At 47.9% G+C, this 17,779-nt stretch carries 11 protein-coding genes; 9 read left to right on the top strand and 2 right to left on the bottom strand.

Translation table 11 applies throughout. The features are described 5' to 3' along the window. Positions 1-91: 91 nt before the first annotated feature. On the bottom strand, positions 92-1,423 hold the full coding sequence (locus tag NC796_RS16400; RefSeq protein WP_310685929.1) for an IPT/TIG domain-containing protein: 1,332 nt from the start codon (positions 1,421-1,423) through the stop codon (positions 92-94). Between the two features lie 243 nt (positions 1,424-1,666). Between NC796_RS16400 and NC796_RS16395 the strand changes: the two genes are divergently transcribed. From NC796_RS16395 to NC796_RS16380, 4 genes are all read left to right on the top strand, one after another. Further along, on the top strand, positions 1,667-3,844 hold the full coding sequence (locus NC796_RS16395) for a hypothetical protein (RefSeq protein ID WP_310685927.1): 2,178 nt from the start codon (positions 1,667-1,669) through the stop codon (positions 3,842-3,844). Between the two features lie 318 nt (positions 3,845-4,162). Next, on the top strand, positions 4,163-4,918 hold the full coding sequence (locus NC796_RS16390; RefSeq protein ID WP_310685925.1) for a ThuA domain-containing protein: 756 nt from the start codon (positions 4,163-4,165) through the stop codon (positions 4,916-4,918). A gap of 50 nt (positions 4,919-4,968) precedes the next feature. After that, positions 4,969-7,614 (top strand): PVC-type heme-binding CxxCH protein, encoded by a 2,646-nt coding sequence (locus tag NC796_RS16385; RefSeq protein ID WP_310685924.1) that lies wholly within the window; start codon positions 4,969-4,971, stop codon positions 7,612-7,614. Positions 7,615-7,648: 34 nt separating this feature from the next. Beyond that, a complete protein-coding gene (locus NC796_RS16380) occupies positions 7,649-10,453 on the top strand; it encodes a family 78 glycoside hydrolase catalytic domain (protein ID WP_310685923.1) in 2,805 nt (934 codons plus the stop codon). A gap of 15 nt (positions 10,454-10,468) precedes the next feature. On the opposite strand, the gene NC796_RS16375 is transcribed toward NC796_RS16380, so the two are convergent. Continuing rightward, a complete protein-coding gene (locus tag NC796_RS16375) occupies positions 10,469-11,428 on the bottom strand; it encodes a sugar-binding transcriptional regulator (protein WP_310685921.1) in 960 nt (319 codons plus the stop codon). A 372-nt stretch (positions 11,429-11,800) separates the two neighbouring features. On the opposite strand from NC796_RS16375, the gene NC796_RS16370 reads away from it, so the two are divergent. The 5 genes from NC796_RS16370 (at position 11,801) to NC796_RS16350 (ending at position 17,663) form a co-directional block, all read left to right on the top strand. After that, positions 11,801-12,397 carry a sigma-70 family RNA polymerase sigma factor gene (locus tag NC796_RS16370; protein ID WP_310685919.1) on the top strand — a complete coding sequence of 199 codons (597 nt, stop codon included), beginning with the start codon at positions 11,801-11,803 and terminating at the stop codon, positions 12,395-12,397. 538 nt (positions 12,398-12,935) lie between these two features. Beyond that, positions 12,936-13,976, top strand: a complete 1,041-nt coding sequence (locus tag NC796_RS16365; protein ID WP_310685918.1) for a TIM barrel protein — start codon at positions 12,936-12,938, stop codon at positions 13,974-13,976. A gap of 41 nt (positions 13,977-14,017) precedes the next feature. Then, positions 14,018-15,172: a Gfo/Idh/MocA family oxidoreductase gene (locus NC796_RS16360; protein WP_310685916.1), complete on the top strand. Its 1,155-nt coding sequence runs from the start codon at positions 14,018-14,020 to the stop codon at positions 15,170-15,172. 217 nt (positions 15,173-15,389) lie between these two features. After that, positions 15,390-16,406: an aldose 1-epimerase family protein gene (locus tag NC796_RS16355; protein WP_310685914.1), complete on the top strand. Its 1,017-nt coding sequence runs from the start codon at positions 15,390-15,392 to the stop codon at positions 16,404-16,406. Positions 16,407-16,445: 39 nt separating this feature from the next. After that, positions 16,446-17,663 carry a hypothetical protein gene (locus NC796_RS16350; protein ID WP_310685912.1) on the top strand — a complete coding sequence of 406 codons (1,218 nt, stop codon included), beginning with the start codon at positions 16,446-16,448 and terminating at the stop codon, positions 17,661-17,663. The last annotated feature ends 116 nt before the right edge of the window (positions 17,664-17,779 follow it).

The following is a 17,779-nucleotide window of genomic DNA, read 5'->3' as shown; positions in this document are numbered from 1 at the left end:
AAGCCTCCTCGCGATGAGTTCTAATTTTGAGTTGGTCTTATCTAGAACTCAGGTTAATTATTTTGACGAAAGGCAACCAAAATTGACAAGGCTATTCTATCGTCACTTTGCGAATCACGTGATTGTGATGGTCTGCAACATAAAGAACCGTTCCATCTTCATTGACCGCCAGGCCGATTGGGCTATCGAACTGGGCCTCCGTCTCATCCCCATTTACCAATCCCGGTTCACCAGTGCCCGCAATATCGATCACTGAACGATCTGGTGCTATTCGGCGTATGCGGTGATTATAAAAGTCGGCAACATAGATCATTTCATTACTATCAACAGCCACATCGTAGGGAGAACTATAGCGTGCATCTTCCCCGTTTTCATTGACGTATCCCGATTCTCCACCCCCTGAAAAAGTACTTACCACAATATCAGAACTGATCAGTCGGATGCTGTTATTGCCATAATCTGCAATAAAAATGCGTCCTTTCTTGTCCAGGTCCATGCCAAATGGGAAGTAAAATTCTGCCATCTCACCATAACCATTCTCTGCCCCCCGTCTACCTGACCCAGCGTAAGTAAACACCTCACCATTAGTAGTGACGCGACGAATTCGGTTGTTTCCTGAATCCCCGATATATAATTGTCCATCAGCTCCCTGAGCAATTCCAGCAGGATAATTAAATTGTGCCTCTTGAGGCAGGCCGTTTCTGTAACCTTGGGTAGTTCCAGAAAGGGTCCTTACAAGGCTGGAAGGTTCAATTTGCCGGATGCGATGGTTCCCAAAGTCAGAAATGTACAGGACTCCATCATCAGCGACTTCGACATCTATAGGGCGAAAAAAACGGGCATTGGTACCAAATCCGTCACCTAAGCCTCCTGACCCGCATGTTCCGGCCAGGGTGCTTACGGTTTCGTCATGTTTTATGATTCTTACGCAGTGATTCCAGTGGTCGACTACCACTAATTCCCCGCCGGAGGTTAATTCCAGTCCCACTGGGTAATTGAAACGGGCTTGGCCTTTTTCTCCATCCCTGTAACCCAGCTGCCCAGACCCCGCAAATGTAGTCACATTGACAGTAGGTATGTAGTGGAAGGTGGGCCCTTCGGCTGTTTCTCCCTTAACCTGAACTGTTACGGGGCCGCTGCCGGCACCCTTTGGGATAACAGATGTCAAAGAGGTTGGGGATGAAGAAGTAACCACTGCTTCAATTCCATTGATATTCAATTTGTTCTCAGACGGTTTTTCACTGAAGCCTTCTCCTGAAACGGTTATTTCAGTGTCGTATTTACCTTTGATCGGGTTGACGGACTTGACTACTAAGCCGGGATTTTGCTGTTCGGGGCCTGTTCCACTTTCTTTACATGAAGCAAATAGAGATGCAGTCAATGCAAATATGACACAGTATATAATCCCTTTGGATGTGTGCATAAGTCAGAAGCTCTGAATTACGATAGCGGTAATTGATTCAATTGTTTCTTCATCTCTACCATTCCCGGTTTTCTGATTGGCATAAGTGTAAAAGACCAAGTTAATTAATTTTATTGTCAATATAACTTGATCTATCACGACCGATCTGCTATTCAAAAGTGAAATTGTAAAAGATATGTATTAGAATGAGGCCGTTAGTTAAAAACAAATTGTAACGGGATTATTGCTTAAAATTTATTCCATATGAATTGGCATCAGTTAGAGAAAAGCACGTATTCTGCACAGTTAGTTATTGCAATCGTTGGCTTATTGCTATTCACGTTTTGGGGAGAGCAGTCCGCTTGCCAGGATTCTATTGATCGGTTTGATTTGGTGAATCGCCATAATGTGCAAGTTTCGGAAATTGACACGCTAGCTTCGCTTTCTGTAGGTAATGGGTCATTTGCCTATACCGTCGATGCCACGGGGTTGCAGACATTTCCGGAACACTATGAAAAAGGAATTTCACTGGGCACCCAATCGGAGTGGGGCTGGCACAGTTTCCCCAATACCGGGAATTACACTATCGAGGATATTGCGGAGAAATTTACAATTGCCAGTGGCAGGGAAGTGCCGTATGCCACTCAGCATGACAATGGTCGGAAAGCTGCGGCCACCCACTGGCTGCGAACGAATCCACATCGCCTGCACCTGGGACAGGTGGGACTCGTATTGATAAAAGCGAATGGTGAAGAGGCTAATGTTGATGATATCAAAGAGATTGACCAGGAGCTGAATCTCTGGACCGGGGACATCGATAGCCGTTTTACATTCGAGGGTGAGCCGGTTCATGTGGAACTTTTCGGTCATCAAAACAGGGATCAGATTTCGGTTCGTATTAAATCACCCTTGATTTCGGAGGAACGTCTCCGTGTTAAAATGCGATTCCCGTACGGCAGTGACTGTCATGTGTGTCCCGGTTACGATTGGAACAGCCCAGAAAAACACACAACAACAGCCTCTGAATCTGGTAATGGAGTCCTGTTTCAACGAACGCTGGATAAAACCGAATACTTTGTGGATGTAAACTGGGAATCGGATGCGGAGATCAAAAATCCTGATAAGCATCATTACCAGCTTGCCCCAGTCGCAAATGAGGATACATTTTCATTCAGTGTACTGTTCAGTGATGAAAAACCTGGCGAACCCGCAGACAAATTCGCAGATACAAAGCAAAACAGCATAAAACACTGGGAAGAGTTCTGGACCACCGGCGGGGCGATCGACTTTTCCGGCTCTACCGATCCACGGGCCCACGAGCTGGAGCGACGCGTGGTATTGTCGCAGTATCTAACTAAAATTCAATGTACTGGCGATCTCCCGCCGCAGGAGACCGGGCTGACGATGAACAGCTGGTATGGCAAATTTCACCTGGAGATGCACTGGTGGCATGGCGTCCATTTTGCACTGTGGAATCGGACCGATCAGCTGGAGAAAAGCCTGGATTGGTATAGTAAAGTTCTTCCAAAAGCAAAAGAGACCGCCCAGTGGCAGGGCTACGACGGCGCGCGCTGGCAAAAAATGACCGGCCCCAACGGGCGAAAAGGTCCCTCTGATGTGGGAGAATTCCTCGTATGGCAGCAGCCGCATATGATCTATTATGCTGAGGAGTTGTATCGGCAGAATCCCTCTAAAAAAATACTGGAAAACTATAAGGAGCGCGTATTTGAGACCGCTGAATTTATGGCCTCTTTTGCCACACTGGATGAGAGTGATGGGTATTACCATCTTAATCCACCGTTGATTCCGGCGCAGGAGCTTTTTGAAAAAGAGACGACCCGTGACCCGCCGTTTGAGGTTGCCTACTGGCATTACGGGTTGTCAGTGGCGCAGGAATGGAGAAAAAGATTGGGGTTGTCGCCCGATAAAAAATGGCAGCGGGTTATAGATAAGCTGGCACCGCTTGCAGTCAAGGATGGGTTGTATCTGCCCGACCGCAACTCCCCAAACGCATACACCGATGACCATTATCGGCATGACCATCCCATTGTAGTGGGCACCTATGGATTGTTGCCCTCCCACGAGATTGTAGATAAGAAGATTATGACCCGAACATATAACGAGATCTTTAACGACTGGGACTGGCCGAGTACCTGGGGATGGGATTACCCGATGATGGCGATGGCTGCAACCAAACTGGGTATGCCGGAAAAAGCGGTGGACGCTCTTTTTATGGACGTTCAAAAGAATACCTACCTGAAGAACGGACACAACTACCAGGATAAACGCCTTCGACTGTACCTGCCGGGGAATGGAGCGTTGCTGTCTGCGGTGGCACTAATGGCCGCCGGTTGGGAAAATGGCCCGGACACGGATACGCCCGGCTTCCCTGACAATGGGGAGTGGAATGTGAAGTGGGAGAATATTCGAAAGATGCAGTAGTGTGTAAAATTTTGACAACGGGTCTGTGGTGGAATGCTGTAGCTTGTACGTGTTATAACTTGCAGTAAAATGATGGGATGTAATACTTAATGCCCTGGGGATTCAGAAGAATGAGCCTCAACAGGTGAATTACAACTAAAAGGGCTTTGCAAAACTATGTCATTGCGAATGGAGCGAATGAAATGATCCCGACAGCTGTCGGGAGGCAATCTCCCCTAGTGGGGATAGACAGGCCTCGAAGAATGCGGGGCTCGCTCCGGATGACAATTTAGATGGAACGATTTTGCAAAAGTCATCGCTAAAATAAACCGGCCAGCCATGCTTAAAAAAATCATACTTTTGTTTGCAGTAGTGTTAATTGGAGCGGAACCTGCCATTTCACAGTATGCTGAGCGCTACCAGGTGCTGCTTTTCACGAAATCAGTTTCGTATCCATATCGCCACGATTCAATTTCCAACGGCGTGCAGATGTTTAAGGAACTGAGCAAAAAGCATCGCTTTGGACTTACCTGGACGGCCGACGCCGCTATCTTCGACGACACGGAACGCCTGGACGGTATGGATGTCGTTGTCTTCTTCAATACTTCGGGGGACATCCTGGATGAAAGCCAGAAAAAGGAATTCCAGGAATATATCCGGGGTGGTGGCAACTTTGTTGGCATTCACGGGGCCAGCTTTACTATGATGGATTGGCCGTGGTACATCGAGCTACTGGGCGGCGTATGGAATGAGCATCCGGGGCGGCATACGGCCGCGGTAAAGGTTGAGGATCCCAATCACCCGGCAACCGCCCATCTCCCGTCAACCTGGATAGTTACAGATGAATGGTACGACTTTGAGAAGCTCTCGGACAGCATTAATGTCGTGTTGACGGTGGACGAAAATACATACCCGGGCGGAAAAATGCCTGAATATCACCCGATTGCCTGGTACCAGGATGACTTTGAAGGCGGACGCTCTTTTTTCACGCTGTTAGGTCACACCCAGCAAGCTTATGATGATCCGTGGTTTCGCCAGCATATCATGGGTGCCTTGTGGTGGGCTGCAAAAGGGATTGAGCTGAGTGAAAATTGATTATTGTGATGGGATGACTTTTTAATACCAAGTTACCAAATACTATCTTCATGATGAAAAAGATTGTTAGTGGGGTAGAGATATGGATTCTTTCTGCTGTTCTATTTTCCTGCAGTAACGAAAATGTTCAGCACCAAAGGGATACGACAAATCTAACCGTTATTGATGACCGCCTGGAACTGACCAGGTTTGCTGAAGATCCCGATATTGTGACGCCGATTGGCATAGCAATTGATAAGCAAAACCGGATTTTTGTACTCGAATCACATACCCACCTTCCCCCGTCAGATTATCCCGGTCCGGACAGTGATCGAATCAAGTTGATGAGAGACAACGATGCTGGTCAACCCGATTCCATATCGGTTTTTGCAGAAGGCTTTGAGGCAGGAATGAATATCACCATTTCACCGGAGGGGCACCTGTACCTCGTAACCGCAAGTGAAGTGTGGGTAGTGTATGACCGTGATGGAGATGGAAGAAGTGAAGAGCGTAACAAGCTAATCGAGTTCACCAAACCGGATTACGTTTATGCCCATGCCGGCCTGATGGGCATTACCTTCTCAAATGACGGCTGGATGTACATTAGCCGTGGGAATGTTGGTGGACAGGGATGGAAACTGGTGGGAAGAGACAGCTCATCGGTGGAAGGTTACGGAGACGGCGGGAATATCATTCGGGCCCGCCCCGATGGCACGGAGCTCCAGGAAGTGGCCACCGGATTCTGGAATCCATTCGATCTGAAATTCGACCACAAAGGTCGCCTGCTGGCCGCCGATAACGATCCCGACAGTCGGGGCCCCAACCGGCTGGTGCATATTATCCAGGGCAGCGATTACGGTTATAAATCACTATATGGGAATAGCGGTATCCATCCCTACCTGGCATGGAATGGGGAGCTGCCGGGTACGCTGCCGTACGCAGTGGGACTTGGAGAGGCCCCGACCGGCCTGCTGGATGCGAGCTCGACTTCCCTGCCGGGTGATTACCAGGGACAGATGATTACCTCTATCTGGGAGGAAAGCCGGATTGTCAGGATTAACCTGGCGCCAAAGGGCGTCTCCCTCACCGGTAATACAGAAACCATAATCCAGGGGGGACCGCAATTCCGTCCTGTTTCGTTTGCTTCAGATACCAGTGGTACGATCTATTTTACCGATTGGGTGATCAGGGAATATCCGAATCACGGGAAGGGACGCATCTGGAAACTGACAAACAAAACCGGGGAAGATGCACTGGAACCCAAGAGCCCGTATGCCAACTACGAGCCCAACCCAGAGGGAGAACCGCTGCAGGATATTTATGCATCAGATTCTGTAGACGATTTTGTAAAACTCCGGCAGGCATTGACCGCTGAAGACCCATTTCGGAGAAACGCAGCAATTACCGTATTATCACGACCGCTGTTTCAATCACAGGTAGTCAATGCCACCCGATCGAACAATGCAGATATCCGATTGGGAGCGATGATCGCCCTGCACCGGTCAGGATATGATGGTGGGGATGAAATTGCTCGAAGACTGCTGGTTGACCCGGATCAGCGTATTCGTCAATATGCCCTCAAATGGATCGGGAGGGAGGGGATGACAAGCCTGAGATCTGAACTTGATCGTGCACTTACCGCAGGAGCGGTCTCCGAAGAACTTTTTAAAACGTATTTGGCAACAGTCAGGCACCTGAGGCCGGAATTTGTGGAAGCCTATCAAAATCAAACGACAAATGAATCAAAAGGTATAGAGCGCAGGCTACCAAGTGGATTTATTGAATCTTTTATACAGGATCAATCCAGGTCTATTGCATTGCGTGCGATGGCAGTCAAATACCTAGAAAATCCCCGTAACAAAGTGGATCTGCTGGTATCATTGCTCTATGAAAGTGAAAGTGCTCCATTGCGCCTGGAAGTTGTACGCACCCTGGCCATGACGCCTTCCCAAACAGTTGCCAAGCCTTTGCTGAATGTTATTCTCGACCGCAATAATCCAACGCAATTACGTGCCGAAGCCCTAGCTGCATTAGAGCGTCAGCCGGTGGATCTGTCCACTGAAATTATCCCGCTATTGGAGGATGAAGAAGAGGATGTGCAAATTGAAGCTGCCCGGTATTTGCGTACAAAGGCATCAAATAATGAGGTCAAATCTGCTCTGAAAGAAACATATAGTTCCAGCAATAGTGAGCCTCTGAAAAGGCAGATAGCCATAGCGTTTTCACAGGGTGAGCTTCAAGATACCCCATCACGGCCGGGTTCACTTGAGGAATGGCAGACCGCGCTCTCCGATAAAGGTGATCCAGAGCGGGGCCGGCGCGTCTTTTTCTCGGTGCATTCAACCTGCTCCACATGCCATGCAATCAAAGAAAGAGGTGGAGACCTGGGACCGAATTTAACGAACGCAGGCCAATCCAAAACACGGGAACAGTTGATCCACTCCATACTGCGACCGTCCGATGAAATTAGTCCCCAGTGGCAGGGATGGTATATCGAAATGGAAGATGGAACAACGCACCGCGGGCGGCAGATCAATGTGGGATACGATGACATTGAGCTCTACACCCAGGCTGGTGAGGTAGTCAGTTTTGAAAAAACAGGTATCACAGATTACGGAGTTGCAGAGACCTCACTGATGCCGCCCGCTCTTGAAACACGGCTCACTATCAATGATATGCAGGACTTGGTAAGTTTTTTGGAAGCTACCGAACAATAGATTTTAAATACAAACATGTAAATCCTATTCCATTATGCTCAACCGAATCTACAAGGGATGTATAGCAGTCTTTTTGGGGATGTTAATAGCTTCGTGCCAGCAATCCGGAATGCATGTACCCACCGACCTGAAGATCGAATACCTGACCAATCCGGTGGGCCTGGATGTTGAAAAGCCTCGTTTTTCATGGATACTTGATGATGAGCGAAGAGGGGCACAGCAAACCGCATATCATATCGTGGTTTCTAAGGATCGGGAAGAGGTACAGGATGGAACGGGATCAGTTTGGGATACCGGGAAAATATCCTCTTCGGAAACAGTAAACATCGAGTATGATGGCGAAGGCCTTGAAAGTGGGGAGACCTATTTCTGGAGCGTCCGTACTTGGGATGGAGAAGAGGAAGCAAGCGACTGGAGCCGGGTGCATTCCTTTCAAATGGGACTGCTCAACCCGGAAGAATGGGAGGCGCAGTGGATTACCCACCCCGATTCGGCCGTCGTCTCACCCTTGCTGAGAAACGATTTTTCCATCGATAAAGAGATTGCTTCAGCGAAGCTGTATGTAACCGGCGTGGGATACTACGAGGTCTACCTAAATGGGGAGAAGGTGGGCGACCATGTGCTGGATCCAGCAATTACTGATTATAACGATCGCGTCCTTTACGAGACATACGACGTCACAGACCGGTTGAATTCAGGGCAAAATGCCTGGGGCCTGTGGCTGGGAGAGGGGGCATGGCGACTCAAACGACGCGAGGATCGCTGGGCGTGGTATGGCACAGACAATAACTTCGGCAAACCTATGGGAATCGCTCAGCTCCACATCCGCTTCAGTGATGGTTCGGAAACAGTGATGACGACCGATGAATCCTGGACTGCAACATCCGGCCCAATTACATATAGCAGCGTCTACGGCGGAGAAGACTATGATGCCCGCCTAGAACAAGAGGGATGGAACACGACCGGTTTTGATGATAGCTCATGGGAGCAGGTTGAAGCTGTCGAGAAGCCCGGTATCACACTCGACTCCCAAACGATGCCTCCAATTCGGGTAACGCAGACGATTAAGCCTGTGACACGAACAGAGCCAGAGCCAGGGACTTACCTGTTTGACCTCGGCCAAAATATTCCGGGCTGGTGGCGTATCCAGGTCGAGGGAGAGACGGGCACGGAGTTGACTATTCGCGGGGCCGAAACGCTCAATGATTCCCTCTTCCCAACACTACTGAAACCGGGTGACAGCCTGAGTACCGATAAAGTTTATCACCGTGACGTCTGGACGACTTATACCTTAAAAGGGGATGGCTCAGAAAGCTATGAGCCGCGCTTTTTTTACACCGGCTTCCGATATGTGGAAGTGAAAGCAGACAATCCCCAACAGTTGAACTCTCTGAAAGTAAGTGGTCGTGTGGTGCACTCCGATATTCCGCGTAATGGGCATTTTGTCAGCTCGGATACGCTGCTCAACGATATTTACCAGGCGGCGATATGGTCGCAGTGGGGGAACCTGCACGGCTATCCGACTGATTGTCCCCACCGCGAGAAAGGAGGATATAACGGCGATGGGCAGGTGATTGCAGAAGCCTCGATGCATGATTTCCACATGCAGCCGTTTTACCGGAAGTGGATCCGGGATATGAGGGACTCACAATATGAGAACGGTCGTATTCCCAATACATCACCGACTATGCTTGGTGGCACCGGCGGTGGCATCGCTTGGGGAAGTGCCTATATCCTGATCCCGTGGTGGATGCATCAATACTATGGCGATGAGGGGATATTAGCTGAGCATTACCCGGCGATGAAGCGATATATGCAGTACCTGCAGAATTTGGCCTCAGAAGATGACGAGCATCCCGAAGAGGAGTATATCATCAATGAGTTTGGGGGACACTGGGATTCGCTGGGGGAATGGGAGGCACCCGTACGAGAACGGAATGGTCCGGTTAACCCGCTGACCAACACCTATTACTGGTACCTCGACAGCATTACATTTGCGAAGATCGCGGAAATCTTGGGAGAGGAACAGGATCGAGCACACTTTTTGGCGTTGGCTGACTCTATAAAACAGGCATTTAACGAGAAATTTTTTAATCCCCAAACCAACCTGTATGGAACAGAAGAGCCTTATCAAAGTTACTTGTTATTCGCCCTTTCTGGCGACTTAGTGCCCGAGGATCACCGGCAGGCCGTGTTGGACAATTTGATTGAGGACATCATGGTAACGAGTGACGGTCATCTGGGAACTGGTATTTTGGGGACCAAGCACTTGTTCAGTACGCTGACGAATGAAGGACGGGAAGATGTCATCCACCGGATGGCCACACAGCGAACGTTCCCTAGTTGGGGGTACTGGATTGAAAACGGGGCGACGACGCTATGGGAGAACTGGAAAGGGGAGAGCTCCCATAACCACCAGATGTTTGGTTCGATCAATGAATACTTTTACAAGTACCTGGCCGGCATTCGGGCTCCGACCGATACAGGAACAACCAAGGGGTACAAACAGATACATATCAAGCCCTTCATCCCGGGAGACCTCACCCATGCCGAGGCTTCTTTGCAAACGGTGAGAGGTAGTGTTTCATCAAGTTGGCAGCTGCTCAATGAAGAGTTTCAACTGGACATAACGATTCCTCCAAACACTTCGGGAAAAGTACATATTCCCGATCTTGGGCATGAGGAGGTAACGGTCTCCGAGAGTGGTTCAATAATCTGGGATTCAAATGGTAGCCCCGAGGATATAGAAAATATTATAAATGGGACAAGAAAGAATGGATACGTAACATTCGATATCGGGGCAGGAAGCTACTCCTTTACACTATCGCCGGCAATGTAATCGAGATACTGCAGACTATCCCTCCAGGATACGCCGGGCCGTCAGGCTGTCCGAGATAAGCACGTCGATGTTTTTGCCATTGAGTGCCCCATGGATGACCTCTGCTTTGTCTTGACCACCTGCAATGCCCACCACGGTATCTATTGCCATCATCTCTTCCGGAGAAACACCGATTACAAGATCTTTGAGCGTAGTATCTACCTCATTGCCGTTGATATCAAAAAAGCGCAGGGCGATGTCTCCGACGGCTTCGGAATTCATAACCTCATCACAAACCTCCTCAGATATCTCCTGTGTATCCTTGGTGAGCACCGGGTTCGTGTGGAGCGCCCCGAGTCCCACGTAGAGCGTATCAATTTGTGAAAACTTTTCGACCGTGCTTTTCACCTGACGGTCGTTCAGTAAAACCTCTTTTGCTTCTACACTACCCACGATGCCAGGCGCGGGTAGAAGAGTTAGTCTCGCGTCCAGTGCCTGGGATAGCCGCCGGGAAATATCAGCCGCGTGTGCTTTTGCTTCCGGAGCGCCCACACCGCCAAGCGCTTGTACTACATGGAGATCGCTGATCGATTTGGGCTGCATCGCATCGAGCATGGCCTGCAGTGTTGTACCCCATGTCACCCCAATTAAATCCCCCACTTTAATGGTCCGGTGCAGGTATTCAGCGGCCGCAGAACCGAGCTGCCGTTTGATCGTTTGGGCAGACATTTTTTCGTCAGCTTCAACAAGCACTACCTCTTTGAGCCCAAATCGTTTCTCAAGTGCGTTCTCCAGCTCCACAAAGTTACTGTTCGGCGTCACTATCGAAATTTGAACAATGCCCTTTTCACGTGCTCGCTTCAGCAGGCGAGATACCTTAGGCCTTGAAAGTTGTAGCCGGGTTGCAATTTCTTGCTGGTTATAGTCCTGCTCATAGTAAAGAGCACTTACTTTACTAAGCAAACGGACATCTATTGAATTACGATTTTTGGGCATCTATAGTGAAAGTTCGTTTTATGTTTTGCGACAAACTTAGATTGTGCTCAGTTATTTCAATCGAAAACGGCTTTATAACCTCTGAAGTTATAATCAAAACCAACCGAGTATATCAAATCATTTGGACTTGGTAAACAAGTTTTTCCGATCATATTTCACTGTAGCCCAATATTTTAGGTTGACATTAGGGCCAGTTTTGTTAACTTATAGAACAATAGTTCAGTATTGAACATATGTTCAATGTAGTAATTTGTTTTACCAAGGAAAAGGGATTTCATCAATAATGGTTATGTGTTGTTGGTAAAACTTCTTAAGGGTAGTGGATCGTTTTTCACCTAATAATTTTAAAGGATTAAACGAAAAGGTAGTTTAATGTCCATCAAAGTTACCAAGCCAAGGGAATGGGAAAATCCATTTGAGACCGAGCCGGAAATGTTGTGGTCTCAATTGCAGATGGGAAACAAAGAAGCAGTTTCAAAATTGTTCTGCCGCTATTATTCCAAATTGTATAACTATGGTTATAATATTATCCCTGACCGTGAGCTGGTAAGGGATTGTATCCAGGAACTTTTCCTGACATTGTGGAACAAGCGGGAAGGCATAAATGAGCCTCATTCGGTGAAAGCATATTTAATCTCTTCCTTCAGGCGACTCATTTTCCGAAAATTAAACAAGCACCGAAACCGAAAAAAAAGGAACCAGGTCTATACTGATAATTTTTTGGAGGAGTCCTGCAATGTGGAAGAGTTGATGGTTCACTGTGAGACAAAAAAGGAGTTAAAACAGAAGCTGGAAGAGGCGATTGACTCGTTAAGTGATCGGCAGAAGGAGTCTATCTATCTTAAATTCTACCAGGGATTGACAACAGATGAGATCTCTATCGTGATGGAAGTGAATAAACAAAGTGTCTACAATCATGTGTCGGTGGCAATCTCTAACATGCAAAATTACATTGAGGTAGGCAGTTAGTAATAAGTTATAAATTATTAAATGTGAGTAGATTACGTATTCGACCTACTCTATAAGTTTGCATTAAAATGTAACTGTAGATTGTAACCCATATTCCCTAAGCATCTACAGTTTCGCGGGCCTGGCAGCCCCAAAAGTCAGGCCCGTTTTTATAGTCTTATTTTGGGGAATGTTCTTAAATGGAACAGACTGATTTGAATGAAAACGACTCCTTGATATTGTTGATATGGTGGGATATAGATCCGCCCCTTTTTTGAACCTGTTCAGACTCTGGTATACTGATTGGGTGTGAACACGGGGTAGGGATTAGCTGTTTTTTACTTAATCAAATATTGTTTTTGGATCTTTTTAAAAGTTAATTATTTAGAGTTTTAAGGGATTTACTGGCAGGTTAGTATCGGGAACCTGTCACCATGGAGATAGGGATTGTTGTCTGCATATCTCTATGTTATAGTGAACAAAACTACATTAAACAGTAAATCGGGATCGGTTATTAATTGTAATAAACTAATAATATCAACTTTTAAACATATCGCATATGAGTAATCCATATCCAAAACTTCATAACGCTGCGTGGCCTGGTGTTGTCGGGAAAGGGCCGGATTCTGAACCGCCAATTGGCTTGGACAAGATGCTTGAGATGACAGCTGCTGCCGAGGTCAATGGTACAAAATTCGATGGGATTGACCTGTTCTTATACGATCCGCACATCAATATTGATAGCTCAAAAGATGAAATTAAAGCCTTGGGCGATAAAATTGCTGATCTTGGGCTGAATGTGGGTAGCCTTGTGGCACCCGTTTGGCCGGATATTGGCGGGGGTTCTGCAATGGGCAGCAAACAGGATCGTAAGAACTTTGTTACCCAGGTTAAAAAATCCTGTGAAATAGGGAAGACCCTGCGCGAACATGGGGTTCGCTCCTATGGTGTAATCCGAATTGACTCGGCGGTGGATCCTGGAACTTGGGCTGAAGACCCGGAAGAGAATACTGAGCTGATTGCAAAGACTTGGCGTGAAGCCTGTGATGTGGCCGCTGATTACGACGAGGATTTGGCTGCTGAGGGCGAAATTTGCTGGGGCGGAATGCACAGCTGGAAAACGATGGTCAATACCCTGGAGCAAGTAGACCGTGACAATATCGGCTTCCAGGCAGATATGGCGCACACGCTGTTATACCTGCTGGGATATAATGCCCCCGATGACCGGATTTTACCGGAAGACTTTGAATGGGGTGATCGCGATACCCTAAAAGAAGGACTGCAGGAAATGACCGCAGCACTCCGACCATGGACTATCGATTTCCATGTAGCGCAGAATGATGCCACCGTATTTGGTTCCGGTACCCACGAGAAGACGGGGCGCCATTGCCTGCCAAACGACCCGAACGGAAAGCTGAATATAGCCGAAGATGCCGGGCACTGGCTGCGTGATGAGAATGGGGACGTAACCAAAGCTTTCAAGCATGTCTGCTGGGATGGATGCATGTTTCCCAACGAGGTTATGACAAAGCAGCAAACATGGAATGACATTCTTGCTGCGCTGATTGAAGTTCGCAATCAACACGGATGGGCTGAATAAGCGTTCTCGCAAATTATTTAGAATTAAAATTTTAGAGTACTATGCCAGATAAAAAACAATTGAGAATTGGGATGATAGGGTACGGCCTGATGGGACGTATCCATACGAATGGACATAAACGGGTCAATGATTTTTTCCCCGAACTGGAATATCAGCCGGTGTTAAAAGCCGTTTCCGGGCGAACTGAAGAAAAGGTCAAGGACTTTGCAGAGCAGTGGGGATATGAATCCTACACTACAGACTGGAAAGAGCTCATTGAGCGTGACGATATCGATGCCATCGATATTTGCACCCCAAATGATACCCACGCCGAAATCGCTATTGCTGCAGCTGAAGCCGGCAAAATGATTCTCTGTGAAAAACCGTTGGCACGGACGGTCGCAGAGGCGCAACCGATGGTTGATGCCGTGGAAAAGGCCGGGGTGCCGAACACAGTTTGGTACAACTACCGGCGGGTTCCTGCTGTGACGTTAGCAAAACAGCTTGTTGATTCCGGAAAACTTGGAAAAATATTTCACTACCGGGCCAACTTCCTGCAGGACTTTACCATCAATCCTGATGTGCCCCAGGGAGGGGAAGCGCTATGGCGGTTGGATAAAGATGTTGCAGGTTCAGGGGTCACCGGCGATCTGTTAGCGCATTGCATCGATACGGCGATGTGGCTTAATGGTGGTATTAAAGATGTATCAGCAATGACTGAGACCTTTGTTAAGGAGCGCGTACACCAGGAAACCGGGGAAAAGGAAGAGGTTACCATCGACGATGCCTGCCTGTTCCACTGCCATTTTGATAACGGTTCGCTGGGCCTGTTTGAAGCAACCCGCTATGCTCGCGGACACAAAGCGTTGTATACGTTTGAAATAAATGGAGAGCACGCCTCGATCCGTTGGGATTTGCACGACATGAACTGGCTCGAATTTTTTGATCACTCCGATGATCCGGAAGTGCGCGGGTGGCGAAGGATCCATGTTTCTGAAAGCGAGCAGCCGTATATGGATCGATGGTGGATACCCGGCACGTCGATCGGTTACGAGCACACATTCCTGCACCAGGTGGCAGCGTTTCTGCAGTCACTCGAAGATGGGAGTCCCTGCTCTCCAACCTTCCAGGAGGCACTTGAAACACAAAAAGTTTGTGAAGCTGTGCTCGACTCCGCCTCCTCAAGAAGCTGGAAAGATACCGGCGTAAACTGGTAAGTAGGAAGATCAGTCAAAAATATGGGAATTATGTCGTCGGTCATTTTGACCGGCGGCGATTCCTTTTCCTAAGTGTGTAATTACGTTTATGCCTTAATTATCAGCTAGATACCTGAGTAAAAAATATTTTAAAGGTATCCTGATTTTTTGCTACAGCCTTAAATTACCTTATCCGATGTCCAATAACAGAACAAAGGAAATACAGAACCCCATATCTATGAAGAAATGGGAAGGAAAAGTTTCGAATTACAGGCAGTTGGGTGGAATCGAGACATCGGTTCTGGATAATGGAAAAGGACGAGGAACCCGCATTGCGTGGATTGACACGGGAGCAGGGCTGCGATTCAAAGTCGTTCTTGACCGGGCGATGGATGTGGCTGAGGCATTTTATAACTCATACGGTTTGGGCTGGGTAAGCCATTCAGGTGTTACGCCGCCCAATCCTTCGGCAACGGAAGGGATCAGGTGGCTGAATTCGTTTGGTGGGGGCTTAATTACCACTTGTGGTCTCACCCATGTTGGGGGACCGGAAGAAGATAAACACGGCAAACGCGGGCTGCATGACCGCATTAGCAACATTCCGGCAGAGGTGGAGTCTATAGTGCAGCCAGACCTTGCTTCCGGAGACCTGGAGATGAGCATAACAGGAAAGATGTTGCAATCTTCGGTTTTTGGTCCCCACCTTGAACTGAAAAGAACTATTTCAGCCACGCTTGGATCACCAGTATTAAATATACATGATGAAGTGACCAATCGTGGAAACAGGGTGGCCCCGCACATGCTGTTGTATCACGTTAATTTTGGCTGGCCCCTGGTTGATGAAGGAGCTCAACTGGTGTGGGAGGGAGACTGGGAATCGCGCGATGAGGAGAGTAGCAAAATTTTTAATGATGAAACCAATTTTAAACGCTGTCCACCCCCTATTGAGGATCATCGCGGTTTCGGTGAAGCAGCTGCTTTCCTGGATCTTAACGCTGACCAAAAAGGGATTTGTCATTGTGGGGTTCGGAACTCATCCATAGGGGTGGGGCTGGACCTTTCGTTTCCCAAATCCCAGATGCCGTGGGTTACCAACTGGCAGCATTGGGGCAGAAATGAGTATGTGACGGCCCTGGAACCGGGTACCCATCCACCGATAGGACAATCCACAGCCCGGGAAAACGGTACGCTTATTGATCTTGAAGTAGGGGAAACCAGATCATACGACCTTAAGATTGAAATAAATAACATGTAAGTAATTGAAGAGTAATATTAACATTTAAACAGTAGTTTGATGAGCAACGACCTAAATACGGCAAAAAAAGCCCTTGACCAGGGGAACGGGATTTTACGATTAGCGCCCAACTGGGTACCACGATCATTTTGTGTACCGGGGCGGAGAATTAAACTTCACCCGGATGATTATTATTCACTGGGTGGAGAGCGAGGCGGTATAGATGAACGCTGGTTTTCTTCCACAACACCTGCAGATAATGGTCCCTTGACCGGGGAGATTGAAGGATTAAGTGAGGTTGTTTTTGAAGATGGCGGCAGCACAGAACAAATTTTACTTCGGGATGCCGTCAGTGCGTTGAAAGGAGATCTTGTAGGAGATCGCATTTGGGATGAGTATGAATCATGGCCGATGTATTCCAAATTTTTTGATAACAAAGGGGCCTTGCCTCACCATGTGCACCATCGGGATGAACACGCCAAACTGACGGGCCAAAATGGGAAGCCGGAAGCGTATTACTTTCCACCTCAGGTGAACAATCACGGCGGTGATTTTCCCTATACGTTCTTCGGATTAAACCCCGGCACTACAAAAGAACAGCTGCTGGAGTGCCTGAAGAATTTCACCGAAGGAGATAACAAGATTACGAATCTTTCCAGTGCACAGCGCCTACAGCCCGGCACAGGCTGGAATGTACCTCCCGGACTCCTTCACGCCCCGGGCAGCCTCTGTACCTATGAGCCACAAAAAGCTTCCGATGTGTTTGCGATGTACCAGTCACTGGTCGGCGATTCTATTGTTCCGGAGGAGCTGCTCTGGAAAGACACCCCGGAGGACAGGGTTGGCGACTTTGATTTCTTGGTTGAAGTATTGGATTGGGAACTCAATGTGGACGGGAACCTGCAGGAAAAATGCTTTATGGAGCCGATTCCTGTCAGGCCCGAAGAGGAGATGAAGTCGGAAGGCTATATCGAAAAGTGGATTTGCTACAAATCGGATGCCTTCAGTGCCAAAGAGCTGACAATTTTGCCCGGGCAAACTGTCACGATTAAAGATGCCGGGGCCTATGGCATGATTATGATGCAGGGGCACGGCAAGATGGGGGAATGGGATATCGAAACGCCATCACTGATCCGTTTCGGGCAGCTTACCCACGATGAGTATTTTGTGAGTGAGCAGGCAGCCAAGGAAGGTGTTGAAATCGTAAATCACTCGAAATCGGATCCTATTGTCATGCTCAAGCACTTTGGACCGGATAATCCTGATTTGAATCTATAAAATATTCCTTCTCTTGAGGTGAAAAAACAGTATTCCTCATGAGTAATTATGTTGAGATATACTGCTACAGCCTATAAAATGGTTGTAGCAGTTTTTACATATACCTGCCGGTTAAA

Source organism: Aliifodinibius sp. S!AR15-10 (assembly GCF_031569985.1).
In the GTDB taxonomy this organism is placed as follows: domain Bacteria; phylum Bacteroidota; class Rhodothermia; order Balneolales; family Balneolaceae; genus JAMQKA01.
This window is presented reverse-complemented; position numbering and strand designations above follow the sequence as displayed.

What these genes read in the sequence shown, in the direction of transcription:
- NC796_RS16385 (WP_310685924.1), top strand. Translation starts at nt 4,969, where the DNA reads ATGATGAAAAAGATTGTTAGTGGGGTAGAGATATGGATTCTTTCTGCT.
- NC796_RS16380 (WP_310685923.1), top strand. Translation starts at nt 7,649, where the DNA reads ATGCTCAACCGAATCTACAAGGGATGTATAGCAGTCTTTTTGGGGATG.
- NC796_RS16375 (WP_310685921.1), bottom strand. Translation starts at nt 11,428, where the DNA reads ATGCCCAAAAATCGTAATTCAATAGATGTCCGTTTGCTTAGTAAAGTA.
- NC796_RS16355 (WP_310685914.1), top strand. Translation starts at nt 15,390, where the DNA reads ATGAAGAAATGGGAAGGAAAAGTTTCGAATTACAGGCAGTTGGGTGGA.
- NC796_RS16360 (WP_310685916.1), top strand. Translation starts at nt 14,018, where the DNA reads ATGCCAGATAAAAAACAATTGAGAATTGGGATGATAGGGTACGGCCTG.
- NC796_RS16350 (WP_310685912.1), top strand. Translation starts at nt 16,446, where the DNA reads ATGAGCAACGACCTAAATACGGCAAAAAAAGCCCTTGACCAGGGGAAC.
- NC796_RS16370 (WP_310685919.1), top strand. Translation starts at nt 11,801, where the DNA reads ATGTCCATCAAAGTTACCAAGCCAAGGGAATGGGAAAATCCATTTGAG.
- NC796_RS16400 (WP_310685929.1), bottom strand. Translation starts at nt 1,423, where the DNA reads ATGCACACATCCAAAGGGATTATATACTGTGTCATATTTGCATTGACT.
- NC796_RS16390 (WP_310685925.1), top strand. Translation starts at nt 4,163, where the DNA reads ATGCTTAAAAAAATCATACTTTTGTTTGCAGTAGTGTTAATTGGAGCG.
- NC796_RS16365 (WP_310685918.1), top strand. Translation starts at nt 12,936, where the DNA reads ATGAGTAATCCATATCCAAAACTTCATAACGCTGCGTGGCCTGGTGTT.
- NC796_RS16395 (WP_310685927.1), top strand. Translation starts at nt 1,667, where the DNA reads ATGAATTGGCATCAGTTAGAGAAAAGCACGTATTCTGCACAGTTAGTT.